This window comes from Acidobacteriota bacterium, assembly GCA_033549365.1.
Lineage (GTDB): Bacteria > Acidobacteriota > Aminicenantia > Aminicenantales > Saccharicenantaceae > JAWSUF01.
This window is the reverse complement of record JAWSUF010000006.1, coordinates 74,323-87,910: the sequence shown is the minus strand read 5'-3', so window position 1 is coordinate 87,910 and position 13,588 is coordinate 74,323. Positions and strand designations below refer to the sequence as shown.

At 60.0% G+C, this 13,588-nt stretch carries 10 protein-coding genes; 6 read left to right on the top strand and 4 right to left on the bottom strand.

The window, feature by feature from the left end:
• Nucleotides 1-212: 212 nt before the first annotated feature.
• Entirely contained in the window at nt 213-1,235 is a 1,023-nt protein-coding gene (locus tag SCM96_10085; GenBank protein ID MDW7760971.1) for a hypothetical protein, read from the top strand.
• 21 nt (nt 1,236-1,256) lie between these two features.
• On the opposite strand, the gene SCM96_10080 is transcribed toward SCM96_10085, so the two are convergent.
• Both SCM96_10080 and SCM96_10075 read right to left on the bottom strand, forming a co-directional pair.
• Nucleotides 1,257-2,591, bottom strand: coding sequence for a TldD/PmbA family protein (locus SCM96_10080; protein MDW7760970.1), 1,335 nt, complete (start codon nt 2,589-2,591; stop codon nt 1,257-1,259).
• 24 nt (nt 2,592-2,615) lie between these two features.
• Nucleotides 2,616-4,142, bottom strand: coding sequence for a TldD/PmbA family protein (locus SCM96_10075; protein ID MDW7760969.1), 1,527 nt, complete (start codon nt 4,140-4,142; stop codon nt 2,616-2,618).
• 200 nt (nt 4,143-4,342) lie between these two features.
• On the opposite strand from SCM96_10075, the gene SCM96_10070 reads away from it, so the two are divergent.
• The 5 genes from SCM96_10070 to SCM96_10050 are packed head-to-tail and all read left to right on the top strand — an operon-like array spanning nt 4,343 to nt 9,773.
• Complete coding sequence (locus SCM96_10070; GenBank protein MDW7760968.1) at nt 4,343-6,127, top strand: ASKHA domain-containing protein; 1,785 nt, start codon at nt 4,343-4,345, stop codon at nt 6,125-6,127.
• On the top strand, nt 6,124-7,011 hold the full coding sequence (locus SCM96_10065; GenBank protein ID MDW7760967.1) for a homocysteine S-methyltransferase family protein: 888 nt from the start codon (nt 6,124-6,126) through the stop codon (nt 7,009-7,011). Before SCM96_10070 ends, SCM96_10065 begins: the two co-directional genes overlap by 4 nt.
• A complete protein-coding gene (locus SCM96_10060; protein ID MDW7760966.1) occupies nt 7,004-7,693 on the top strand; it encodes a corrinoid protein in 690 nt (229 codons plus the stop codon). Before SCM96_10065 ends, SCM96_10060 begins: the two co-directional genes overlap by 8 nt.
• Nucleotides 7,690-9,156, top strand: a complete 1,467-nt coding sequence (locus SCM96_10055; GenBank protein ID MDW7760965.1) for a trimethylamine methyltransferase family protein — start codon at nt 7,690-7,692, stop codon at nt 9,154-9,156. The genes SCM96_10060 and SCM96_10055 overlap by 4 nt, the downstream gene beginning before the upstream one ends.
• 8 nt (nt 9,157-9,164) lie before the next feature.
• Nucleotides 9,165-9,773, top strand: coding sequence for a vitamin B12 dependent-methionine synthase activation domain-containing protein (locus SCM96_10050; protein MDW7760964.1), 609 nt, complete (start codon nt 9,165-9,167; stop codon nt 9,771-9,773).
• Nucleotides 9,774-9,841: 68 nt separating this feature from the next.
• Here the strand turns inward: SCM96_10050 and SCM96_10045 are convergent, their stop codons facing one another.
• Together SCM96_10045 and SCM96_10040 are read right to left on the bottom strand one after the other, a co-directional pair.
• Entirely contained in the window at nt 9,842-12,133 is a 2,292-nt protein-coding gene (locus SCM96_10045) for a serine/threonine-protein kinase (protein ID MDW7760963.1), read from the bottom strand.
• Between the two features lie 22 nt (nt 12,134-12,155).
• Complete coding sequence (locus SCM96_10040) at nt 12,156-13,559, bottom strand: MBL fold metallo-hydrolase (GenBank protein MDW7760962.1); 1,404 nt, start codon at nt 13,557-13,559, stop codon at nt 12,156-12,158.
• Nucleotides 13,560-13,588 lie beyond the last annotated feature (29 nt).

Below are 13,588 nucleotides of genomic sequence, written 5' to 3'. Positions count from 1 at the left end.
ACCGATAAACTTTAATACGGCTATCGCTTATTGAGGTTCAAAGACAGGAGAATTTTCATGCGGCCGAACAGTCTTGTATAATAAGATCCGGAGGTGCGATATTTCCATCGTTAACGGAAAATTAATTCTGTGCACATTGCCGGTTAACATGTCCTCCGCATAATCCCCCCGTGCATCGAGGGATGCGCAAAAATATCAAGGAGAATAAGCACATGAAAAAGGCCAATTTCGTGCTTCTGGCGGTACTCGTTTTCGGCCTCGGCTCCGCCTCGCTTCAAGCCCAGGGCAAGTTCGACGGCTACATGATTCCCGAATATTACATGTACCTGACAAGCTCCAACAAAGACCTGGAGGGAAGCCACGGCCTGTGGTTCCGGCGGATCTATTTCACCTACAACAACGCCGTCACAGACGGGATTTCAATGAGATTCCGCCTGGAAATGAACTCGCCCGGAAACTACACCTCAACGTCCGCTCTCACGCCCTATGTCAAGGACGCCTATCTCCGGTTCAAGCTCGCCGGCCAGAACGTTTCTGTCGGACTCCAGGGACCGCCGACGTATGAACAGGTGGAAAGCGTCTGGGGCCACCGGCCGCTCGAAAAAACCCCTCTGGATCACTTCGGCCTTCGCTCATCCCGCGACCTCGGCATTTCGGTGGCCGGCAATCTGGATGAAAAGAAGACCATCGGCTACACCCTGATGTACGGCATCGGCAACGCCAGCGGGGAAACCAACAAAGGCAAGATGCTCTACGGAGCCTTGAGTTTCAAACCCGTCAAGGGCATGTTTATTGAATTCTACGGCGATTACGAAAAGCAGACGGAAGACAGAACCTTTTACGTCTATCAGGGCTTCATTTCCTACTCGGGTGATTTCGGCCGGTTCGGTTTTCTGTACGCCAATAAAAACCAGGACATTGCCGGTGCCAAGCGTGACTACGGCATGGTCTCCGGCTTCGCGGTCATCAAGGGCGGCGAGAGGGTCGAGATCATCGGCCGCTACGACAAGTGTATCGGAGACGGCTGGGAACAAGGGTTCAGCGGAGGCCGCGCCTACTTCCCCTTCCCCAACAACGTCAAGACGAATTACATCATCGCCGGCGTCAGCTATCTGGCCGCGAAGAACGTCTGGATTATTCCCAACATCAAGTACGCCTTCTTCGACAAGCCGGAAAACCGCGATGCCCCCGACGCCCACATGTGGGCCAACTTCACCCTGTATTTCAAATTTTGAAAGGCCGGCTCCGGCTTTTTTTTAGACGCCGCCGATCTGGAGCTCCCGGATCCGGAAGGTCGGGGCGGTCAGTCCCCGGTTGAGATCGAGATCGTTTCCGACCATATCGATGCCGTTGAGCATTTCCTCAGCGCTTCCGGCTGCGGTCAATCCTCGGACCGGGTGGACGATTTTGCCGTTTTCGATCCAGAATCCGGCCACGCCGCCGCTGAAATGGCCGTTCACGGGATTGATGCCGTAGCCCGTCACTTCCGTGACCAGAAGGCCGCGCCGGGTGGCCCGAACGATGTCTTCAGGCTTATGGATTCCGGCTTCCATATAAAAATTATGGGGTCCGATGCCGGGCAGGCTGGAAAAACCGCCCCGGGAGGCGTTTCCCGTGCTTTGAACACCGGCCCGTGCGGCGACGATGGTGTTGTACAGATAGCCGCGGAGAACGCCCTTTTCGACGATGACCCGGGTGCGTTTGGGGACTCCCTCGCCGTCGAAGGGGGCGCTCGCAGGGCCTTTGGGGCGGAGGCCGTCGTCGATCAGGGTCATCAGTCCCGAGCCGATTTTCCGGTCGAGTTTTCCGGCCAGAAAACTCGCCCCCTGGAGAACGCGTTCGCCGTTGACGGCGCCGAGAATCCCCCCGAGAAGGGCGTAAGCGACGTCGGCATCAAAGACAACGGACGCTCTCTGGGTTTTGACCGGCTTGGCGCCGAGCATCCGCCAGGCTTTCCAGGCCGCCCGCTCAGCCACCTCCGGTACGGTTTTGAGATCGGCAAAGAACCGGCGGCCGCAGGATTCGCCTCCCGAGGACCGTTCGTCGTCCTTGGCGGCCACAACGGACACGCCGAAGGAACAGCTCGTTGCCCGATAACTTTTAAGAAGGCCGTGGGAGTTGGCCAGGGCGATCTCTCCCTCCCCTTCCCCATAATTGGCTCCACCGCTCAGCGTGATGCGGGCGTCTTTCAGGGCCGTCTCCTCGGCCTTGAGGGCCAGATCGATTTTCCTTTCCAGGGGGATGGTCTCGATCTCGGGATCGTAGAGGGGGCCGGCATCGCCGACACCGGGATCGTCGGGGAGAATGTTGTTCGGATCGGGTGTTGTGATCCGGGCGAAGGAGATGGCACGCTCGATGGCCTTTTCGCAGGTTTTTTCGGAAAGATCGTTCGAATGGGCGAAGGCCATGGCGTTTTTGACGAAGACGCGGAATCCGGCGCCCCGGCCGGCCGCTTCCTGCACGGTTTCAACGGCGCCGTTCCGGATGCGGACGCTCAACCGCCGTCCCGATTCGACATAGACCTCGGCCGCGTCGGCGCCTTTTTTCAGACACTCCGCGACATATCGTTCAGCCGTTTCCCTGATGTTCATAGGAATCTCCTTTCTCCGCTTTCCCTAGGCCCGGGCCCGCGATCCGCCGACATTGATGCCCCGGATCCGGACGGTGGGCTGTCCGGCCGTGACTTCAGCCATCTGGCCTTTGCCGCAGATTCCCGGTCCGAAGTCCAGGTCGTCCCCCACGGCGTCGATGCCGGCGATGACATCCAGACAGTTTCCGATCAGAGTGGCGCCGCGGACGGGAACGGTTTTTTTGCCGTTCTCGATCAAGTAGGCTTCCCGGCAGGTGAAGTTGAAAACGCCCGTCGTCGGGTTGACGCTCCCTCCGCTCAGGCTCTGAACGTAAAGGCCGCTTGGCGTCGAGGCCAGAATATCGGCCGGGGTGTCCTTCCCTTTTTCGATGAAGGTGTTGGTCATCCGGGGAATCGGGATATAGTGGAAACTTTCCCGCCGGCCGTTTCCCGTCCGTTCCATTCCGAGCTGTTTGGCCGAAAGGACGTCGGTCATGTACTTGACCAGAACGCCGTTCTCGATGAGGACGTTCCTCTGCATGGGCGTGCCCTCGTCGTCGAAATTCTTTGTGCCGCGGAAGTTGGGAAGAGTGCCGTCGTCGACCATGGTGAAGACGTCGGAGGCGACTTTTTGTCCCATCCTGCCGACAAAGACTCCGGTTTCCCGGGCGATGTTGTCGGCTTCGAGCGGATGGCCGACGGCCTCGTGAACCAGCACGCCTCCCCAGCCGTTCTGCATCACGACGTCCATGCGGCCGGCCGGTGCATCCTGGGCCTCCAGCATGGCGATGGATTCGCGGGCGCAGGCCCGGGCCACCTCCTCAGGGGTGACCTCGTCGAAAACCTCGATGCCCGAATGGCGGCTGAGGCGCTCCCGGCCCATGTGCGAGGCCGCGCCGTCCCGGCCGAGCGTCTGAACGATGAAGAAAATGTGCGGCAGTTCGTCGCTGAGGTAGAGCCCCTCGCTGTTGGCGACGACGCGGCCGCGGATCTCGTCGTAATAATCGATGGAAGCCATCCGGATCCGGGAGTCGAAGGCCAGGGCGGCGTCATCGGCCCTCTTCATGATATCCAGCCGCTTTTCGTCGGCCACCTCTCCCAGGGGCACCTTGACCGTAATATAGGAAGGCCGCTTCTCCTCCTTCACGGGAACCGCCGCGGTTGCCGCGCCGCTTCGAGCGATGGCCGAGGCCGTCTGCGCGGCGCGGAGAAGCACCTCTTCGGTGATTTCGTCAGTGTAGGCGAATCCCGTCTTGTCTCCGGCGATGACCCGGACTCCGGCCCCGCGGCTGATGCCGGTTACGGCGCTCTTGAATTTCGATTCCTCCATCAGGATTTTGCGTGTAACCCGATGTTCGGCGTAGACGTCGGCGAAATCGCCGCCCGTTTCAAGAGCCTTCCGGATCACCCGGTCCAGAACGGATTTGTCGACTTCGAGCGACTCAGGACGCCGGCCCGCCTTGACGCAGGACAGCATCGCGGGGGACACGGCCAAAACCGCCCCGCCCTTGAGGCTGAGCTCGAGAAACCTCCGGCGAGGGATGTCCGCGGTGAAAAATCGTGGATAACTCATGGTCCTCCCCTGACGTGAAATGTTCGACGCGGCGCCCACCGGGATTTTTCGGGATTACGGAAACGGCGGGCGGTGCGATTCATACCGGATCATTATAACCCAAAATTTTTCTTGTCGGAACCCGGACTTTGGATGAATCGGAGGCCTGTCAAACGGAAGCCAAATACGATAAAATGCCTTCTTATGAAAAAGGCCGGCCCATGAGCGACAAAAAGATCACCGTCACCATCAGCCCGGAAAGGATTCGGTGGGCGGCGAAGCAAGGCGATCGAATGTCCGGCATCATCCAAAGCGCCGGGATCGATCTCCGGTCCGAGTGCGGAGGAAAAGGAACCTGCGGGCAGTGCCGGATTCGGGTGATCTCGGGCGATCCCGGGCATCCGAGCGAAGGCGAGGCCCGTCTTCTCGCCCGTCATGGGGACGAACCCGGCCGCCGCCTGGCCTGCATCTTTCGGCCGGCGGGAGATGTCGAGATCCAGGTTCCCGAGACATCCCGGACGGAACGGCCTGCGGGGGCCGCTGTGACCGAAACAGGGTCCGTCTCGGATATCGCTCCCGCGGTGTCAAAGATCCGGATCGAGGCTCCGGATTCCTCGCTCTCCTCTCCCCTCTCGCTCCAGGAAATCCTGGCTGCGGCAATAGGGCGCAAAAACCTGCGGATCGCCCTCCGAACCCTGCGTGATCTCCCGGGAAAATCCCTAAAAGACGCGAAGGGGCTGACGGCCGTTTTCTACGGTCCGGACGATGTCATCGGCCTTGAACCCGGAGACACGACGGGCTCGACTTACGGAATCGCCGTGGATGTCGGTACGACGACCATCGCCGTCGAACTCGTCGATCTCAACACGGGAAAAATCATTGGGCGGAAAATGGCGCTCAACCCCCAGGCCGCCTACGGAGCCGATCTTCTCTCACGAATTACGCGGGCCGTCGAGGATCCGGCCGACCGCGAAAGACTGAGAAGATCCGTATTGGAGATCCTGAACGAGCTGATTCGGGAACTTGTCGGAGCCGTTCCGGGCGACCCGGCGATTTATGATTGCGTCATCGCCGGAAACACGGCCATGAACCATCTCCTTCTGGGTGTTCCGGTGGATACCCTCGGGTTCTCACCCTTCCATGCCGTATTCCGATCGCTTCCTCCCCTCGAAGCCGGGGATGTCGGATTGACTTCGTGTCCTCCCGCCCGTGTTCTCATTGTTCCCAACATCAAAAGCTTCATCGGAGGCGATGTCGCGGCCGGGCTGTCCGCGTCGGAGTTCGACCGGCGCCCGGGAACATGGCTTTTTATCGACCTGGGAACCAACGGCGAAATTGTCCTGAAAAAAGGCCGCCGCATGTTCGCCGCGTCCACCGCTGCCGGGCCCGCTTTCGAGGGCATGAGCATCTCCTGCGGGATGATGGCCGTTCCCGGCGCCGTCCACAGGGTCGAATGGAAAGACGGTCGTTTCCTCTGCGAGACATTGGGAAACGGCCCCGCCGCGGGAGTGTGCGGCACCGGCTTGATCGACACCCTGGCCGTCGCCCTCGAAAACGGACTCCTCGGCCGGGACGGCCGGATCGCCCGGGCCGACAAAATCCTGCCTCTCGGTTCGGGCCCGGTCCTGACCCAGACGGACGTGAGAGAGCTTCAATTGGCCGTCGCCGCCTTGAAGACGGGAATCCGCCTGCTTCTTCGGAGCGCCCGTGTCGTCCTGGACGACCTCGACGGAATTCTCGTCGCCGGCGCCTTCGGCGCGTCAATGAACATTCGAAACGCCATGACGCTGGGGCTTGTGCCGTCCATCGATCCTGAAAAGGTGATGTTTCTCGGAAACGCCTCTCTTGCAGGGGCAAGAAAACTCCTTCTCCAAGCCTCCGAAAGAAAGCGCCTCGCGTCATCCGTCGGAAAAATCCTCCATCTGTCCCTGGGTTCGGGCGGCCTGTTCCAGGATGTGTTTGTGGAATCCCTGGCTTTCCGACCCTTCACAGGAGATGAATTATGACCTCACCCATTCTCGAACTTGCCGCCCGAAGAGTTGTCCTCCTTGACGGCGCCATGGGCACCCAGCTTTTTCAGAAAGGGCTTTCGCCCGGCGATCCGCCCGAACTGTGGAACGCCGAACGTCCCGATGAAATCCGCAGCGTTCACGCCGCCTATTTCGAGGCCGGAGCGGATGCCGTCCTGACCAACAGCTTCGGCGGCACGCCGATCAAACTGGCCTCTCACGGTCTGCAGGACCGGGCCGAGGAGCTCAACCGCGCCGCCGCGGAAATCGCCGTCTCGGTCCGTCCCAGCGGTCGATTCGTCGGTGGGAGCCTGGGTCCGACGGGCCGATTTCTGGCCCCTCAAGGCGAGTGCACGGAATCCCAGCTTGAAGAAACGTATGCCCTCCAGGCCCAAGCCCTCGCGGAAGGCGGCGTGGATTTTCTGCTCATCGAAACCCAGTACGATCTCCGGGAGGCTCTCTGCGCTCTCCGGGCGGCCCGGAAGACCGGATGTCCCGTGTTCACGACCTTGACGTTCAACAGCTTTCCCCGGGGCTATTTCACAATCATGGGCGACGCCGTCGCGGCGAGTTTGTCCGCTCTTGAAAAGGCGGGCGCGGCCGCCGTCGGCGCCAACTGCACGTTGGACAGCAAGGATATGGCCGCTCTTGTCGCCGAGATGCGGGCGGCCACTCCGCTTCCTCTGATTGCCCAAGCGAATTCGGGACAGCCGCAGATCGGAGACGCCGGGGTCACCTATGCGCAGAGTGTCGAAGATTATGTCGCCCACGTTCCCCGAATGGCCGCGGCCGGCGCGAACATCATCGGCGGATGCTGCGGCACGGATCCGGACACCATCCGGAGGATGGCGGAAATTCTAGGGAGGAGTTGTCATGACTGAAGAAAAATTGTTCGACGCCATGCGGGAGGCCGTCGTGTCCGGAGACAAGATCCGGGCTCGGACTCTGGCCGAGGAGGCCCTGGGTCTCGGCATCGATCCCGCGAGGGTCATGGAGAAAGGCTATATCCCCGGCATTCAGAAAGTCGGCGATCTCTGGGAAGAGGGCGAGTATTTCCTGCCCGAACTCATCACGAGTGCCGCCTGCATGAAGGAGGCCATGGAGGTTTTGAGGCCGGCTCTTCTTCAAGGCGGCCGGGCGGCGTCGCCCGAGGGCGCCGTGGTCATCGGCACCGTCGAGGGCGACATCCACGATATCGGGAAAAATCTGGTCGCCGCGATGCTCCAGGCCAATGGCTTCGAAGTCCATGATCTCGGAGCCGATGTCAAGCTGGAACGCTTTATTGCCGAGGCCGAGGAGAAGAAAGCGGACATCATCTGTCTGTCCGCCCTGTTGACGACGACCATGCTCAACCAGAAGCGGCTGATCGGCCTTCTTGCGGACAAAGGCCTCCGCGACCGTTACGGCGTACTGGTCGGCGGAGCGCCCGTGACCCGGGCCTGGGCCGAACAGATCGGTGCCGACGGATTCGGTGCCAACGCCCCCGACGCCGTGCGCGCGGCAAAAACCATTGCAACCGATGTGAAAAAACGCCGTGAACACGCTGGGAGAGACATCCGATGAGCGCCGCAATCAGACCCCGTATGACCCTCCTGGACGACGGCTTGGTCGGCTCCATCATCGACGAAGCCTTTTCTTTGCTTGAAAACCACGGCATCTTCGTCGAAAACGAAAACGCCCTCAAGCTTCTCGGCGGCGCGGGAGCACAAATCGACCTCAAGTCCCAGAAAGCCTGCCTGGGGCGCAGTCTGGTCGAAAACGCCCTGGCGACGACGCCTTCCGAAATCCGGCTTTATGACCGAACGGGTGAAAAATCGTTCATCATCGGCGGCGACAACGTCCACTTCGATCCCGGCTCCGCGGCCGTCTCCATCCTCGATCCCGAAACGCAGTCCGAACGCAAACCGGTCACCCGGGACCTGGTCCGGTTTTTCCGGCTGGCCGAAACCCTGACCCATATCCATTTCCAGAGCACGGCGCTGGTCAGCGCCGACGTCCCCCACGACATGGCCGATGCCTACAGACTTTATCTCGGCCTACGGGAAGCGAAAAAGCCTTTCATCACCGGAACGTTCCGCGTCGAAAGCTTCGCTCCCATGCGCGAGATGCTGACGGCGATTCGGGGCAGCGCGGCGGCGCTCGCTGAAAAGCCGCTGGCCGTCTTCGATGCCTGCCCCTCCCCTCCCCTGAAGTGGAGCCGCTTGACGTCGCAAAGCCTGATCGATGCGGCCCGGGCCGGAATTCCGTCCGAACTCATCTCCATGGGCATGACCGGGGCGACCTCTCCCGTCACCATAGCCGGGACCTTGGTTCAGCACACGGCCGAAAATCTCTGCGGCATGGCCATTTGCCAGGCGGCCCGGCCCGGCGCGCCCGTCATTTTCGGCGGATCGCCCTCGAGCTTCGACATGCGCCGGGGCACGACACCCATGGGCGCGATCGAGACCATGATGATCGACGCCGGATACGCCCAGGTCGGGAAAGCTCTCGGAATGCCGGTTCATGCCTATATGGGGCTCTCCGACGCCAAGACGCTCGACACTCAAGCCGGACTGGAGTCCGCTCTGGGCGCCGTGCTGGCCGCGCTGGCCGGTGTCAATATCGTTTCGGGACCGGGCATGCTGGATTTCGAAAGCTGTCAAAGTCTCGAAAAGCTTGTGGTGGACGACGAGATCTGCGGAATGGCCTACCGCTTGCTCGACGGGATTTCACGCCGCGACACCCCTCTCGCCCTGGATATTTTCAAAACCCTTGGGCCGGACATGTCTTTCCTCACCCACGAACACACGCGGCGGCTTTACCGGAGCGAACATACCATGCCCCGTCTGGCCGACAGGGAAACCTATGAGGCCTGGGTTGCTTCGGGAAGAAAAACCATGGCCGATCGAGCGCGCGAGGACGTGGAGCGGAGGCTGTCCGGGTATGCGCCGTCTCCGCCCGAGGAGCCGAAAGCCGTTGCCGTTCGCGAAATCATGACCGCCTATGCCCGGGCCTGCGGTCTCGATCAACTTCCCGACGAAGCCTGAGATCGGAAATGAGCCCGGCAGGGTCGGAAAAAACAGGTGCGCGGGTATGGCGGGATTTTCCCGTCGTATTCGACGAGGCGCGGATTCTTCGCCGTCTGGGCGTGCGGAAGCGGCCGGAGCAAGGGGATCTCTCCCTCATCGATCTCGTCCGCGAGGAAACGGCCGAAGCTTCGCGGCTGCTGGCCCCCGCCGCGGCGGCTGCGGTTGTCCCGTCCGGCGGGCTCGAACCGCATGGCGTTTTCGCCGGCGCCCTCAGCGCCGGTCTCTGCATCTGCACCATCGGACCGGGCATCGAGCAACGGGCCGCACGATTCATGGCCGAACACGACCTTCTCCGGGGGCTTGTTCTTGACGCTCTCGGAACAGAGGCCGTCAGCGCGGTTTCCAGAAATGCCGAGGCCAGGCTCGGCGAATGGGGCCGCTCTCTCGGTCTCCATCCCGGGAAAAGGTACGCTCCAGGCTATAAAGGCTGGGATGTCTCCGGTCAGAAAACGCTTTTCGACAGGCTCCCGGCCGGAGACATCGGGGTCGGCTTGACGGACGGCTTCATGATGGTTCCCAGAAAGTCTTATTCCTTCCGGATCAATTTTTGCGCTGGAATACGGCAGGAATCCTGACGACGGTCCGGATCGAATGCCCGAGTGTCCCTCGGGTGCCGGCCAAAGTGTAATCAGGGAAGGGTTGTTTATTCCATTTTTTCGAGGATCGTTCGAGCCCGGGTTTGCATCTCGACAGCTTCCGGGATGCGCCCGATCCTTAGAAGAAGTTGGGCCTGGTTTTCGAGGGTGATGGCGATGTTCAAATGGACGGGACCGTAAATATTTTCAAAAAGGGCGAGAGCCTGCCTGTAAAGAGCCTCGGCTTCCTTGAATTTTTCCATTTCCCGGTAAAGATTCGCCCTCTCTCTCAAGCTGATGGCCACATAGACATGGTTTTCTCCCAGGCTTTGTGTCCAGATCGCGTATGATTGCAGGTAAAGCGGCTCGGCGGCCACATAGTCCTTTCGCGACCGGGCCAGATTGGCAAGATTGTGGAGGACAATGCCGACATCGGGATGATCCAGGCCGAGAGTTTTTTCCCAGATCGTTCGGGTTCGGGTATAGCAGGTCTCCGCCTCGTCGTATCGTCCAAGGGTCTCATAAAGCGAACCGAGGTTGTTGAGACTTGAGCCCAGGTCGGGATGATCGTCTCCGAGCTGTTTTTCCGAAATCTCCAGGGCGCGGACAAAATAGGGTTCGGCCTCGGCCAACCTGTTTTGGGTCTGATAGAGAATACCGAGGTTGGTCAACGTATTCCCGACTTCGGGATCAAGAGGGCCGAGATGCTTTTCCTTGACTTGGAGAGAGGTTTTCAGGAGGTCTTCGCCCTCGGTGTAGCGGCCGCGATTGAAGGCCAGAATGGCCAGACTGTTCCGGCTCCGGGCCACGCTCAAGTCATGTTCTCCAAAGAGTTTGATTCGGATGTCCATCGCTTTCCGGGCGGCGGATTCCGCTTCATCATATTTTCCCAAGGCTTCGTAGAGGATGCCCATCTGGTGGAGGATATCGGCGACTTCAAGACTCTCTTCGCCATGCGCCTCTTCAGCGAAGGTCAGGGCTTTCTGAAAAATCGGATCGGATTTATCATAAAGTCCCATGTTTCTGTAAACCCGCCCCATGGTCTCCATCAGACGCGATTGGATCTTGGGCTGCCCGGCCAGGTCGGTTTCGATGGTGTCCAATCCCCTGTCAAGGATTTCCAGGGCCGTTACGGATTTCCCCCGGGATTCGCCCGGGTCCGAGACGAGAAAAAGATTTTCGAGAAACTCCGAGACGCGACGCGCGGTCGCGGCTTCCTCGCCGGCGTTTTTTTCCGCCTGAAGGGCCCGATGAAGATTGAGGCTGGTTCCGATGATTCCGGCCAGCAAGGCCAAAACGATGAGTCCGGCCGCAGTGACACCCACTCGGTGCCGGCGGATATATTTCTTCAACCGGTAGACCGGACTTGGTGGACCGGCCGAAACGGGTTCGTTTCGCAGATGTCGCTGAATATCCTCGGCCATCTCCGAGACGGAGGCGTAGCGATCCGAACGATCTCTCGCCATGGCCTTCATCGTGATCCAATCCAGATCCCCTTTGAGTTCCCGTGTTAATGTTGAGACGTCCGTTTTCCGTTTGTCCGCCGCCGCATTCGGATCGAATCCCGGAGCCGTGAAACGCGTGCTGGGTTTCGGAGGATCTTTCTCCCGAACCTGACGGCGCATCTCTTCGTAACCGGATTTTCGAATAGCGGCCGGATCACAAGGAAGAATCCCGACGATCATTTCATAAAGAAGAACGCCCAGCGAATAGACATCGGCCCGTGTGTCGATATCCAAACCGGCTCCGTCGGCTTGTTCCGGGCTCATATACTCGGGTGTTCCGATCAACTGTCCAATCTCGGTGAAAACCGCCTGATCCATGAGTTGCCGGGAGAGGGCCTTGGCGACGCCGAAATCAATGATCTTGGGGACGGGTTTGTCCTCCTGAACGGTGACCAGCACGTTGGAAGCCTTGATATCGCGATGGATAATTCCCTTTTGATGGGCGTGCTGGATGCCCCGGCAGATATCGATGAACAAGAGCAGGCGCTCACGGGTATTGAGGCGTTGGCGATCGGAGTATTCCGTGACGGGGACGCCGGTGACGTATTCCATGACGAAAAACGGCCGCCCCTGCTCCGAGACTCCGGCATCGTACACCTTGGCGATATGGGGATGATTCATCAGGGCCAGAACCTGCCGTTCGGATTCAAAGCGGGCGACGACCTGCCGGGAATCCATTCCGGGCTTGACGAGCTTGAGAGCCACGATCCGGCGGATGGGTTCAATCTGTTCGGCCCGGAAAACCTCGCCCATGCCGCCTTCGCCGATCTTTTCGAGGGTGCGGTAATTCCCGATGACCTCCGCAGGCGTTGAGAAATCCGTCAACGTCTGGGTTGGGACCTCTTTTTCGTCCATCTCATGCCTCCCCCGCCATATCTCATGACAGCGGCCATTCGTCGAGGTAGTCGGGAACGATGACGTTCCAGTCCATTTTCTCACGGATGTTGCGGGCGAATCCGAAAGAGACGTCTTTTTCCCCATGGACGCAGAAGAGCCGCCGCGGAGGTTTCTTCAGGGCCCCCAACCATTTTTCCAGGGCATCCCGATCGGCATGGGCCGAAAATCCGTCGATGCGCTCCAGCCGGGCCCGGACCGGTCGCGGATGGCCATGGATGCGGACTTCCTTCGGGCGCTCCAGGATGTGGCGACCCAATGTCCCCCGGGCCTGGTAGCCGACAAACAGGATGGTCGATTCCGGCCGTGAGATGTTGTGAACAAGGTGGTGCTTGACCCGGCCGCCTGTACACATCCCGGATCCGGCCATGATGATCGAGGTTCCGGGCCTGTCGTTGATGGCCTTGGACTCCTCGGTTTTTCTCGTGTAGGACATTCCTGGGAATTGAAATGGGCTTCGCCCCTCCCGAAACATTTTCAGGGCCTCCTCGTCAAGATACCCGGGATGGCGGAGAAATGCCTCCGTGACGTCGACGGCCATGGGGCTGTCCAGGAAGACGGGGATATCGGCGGGAAGCGATTTGTCGCGGACGAGATGGCTCAGGTGAAACATCAATTCCTGGGCCCTCTCCAGGGCGAAAGTCGGAATCACGACGTTGCCGCCTTTTTGAAACGTGGTCAGAATGATATCTCGAAGCCTGTCACGGACTCCCTGGGGATCCTCGTGACCGCTGTCGCCGTAGGTTGTCTCCATAACAATATCGTCCGCTTCCGAAAAAGTCGACGGGTCGCGGACAAGCGGTTTGTCCCACTGGCCGATATCGCCGGAAAAGATGACTCGTCTTGTTTTTCCGTTCTCTTGGGCGGCGATTTCAACCATGGCCGAACCGAGGATGTGCCCGGCATCATGGAAACGGACGGACACGGTTCCGTTGAGAGGCATCTCTTCGCCGTAGTCCCCTTCCCGGACCAGGGGCAGAGTGGCGGCGACATCCTTCCCCGCATAGAGAGGAACCACGGGATGGGGTCCCTGACGGCCCTCTTTTTCATGCCTTTTCTTTTTATAAGCCGCATCTTCTTCCTGGATGTGGGCCGAATCCGCTAGAACAATGCTGATCAAATCGGCCGTGGGCCGTGTGGCCAAGACCTGCCCCGAAAAACCCTGAGCGACGAGACGCGGAAGCAATCCGCAATGGTCCAGATGGGCATGGGTGAGGACAACGGCGTCGATTGTTTCCGGGGAGACGGGAAACGGGTCCCAGTTTCTTCCGAGAAAAGGCCGTTCCTGGTAAAGCCCGCAGTCGACGAGAATCTTCAGACCGTTGCCTTCAAGAAAAAAACAGGATCCCGTGACCTGGCGGGCGGCGCCCAGGAATTGAAGTCTCATGGTCAACCTCGCGATCGGCCCGGCGGCAC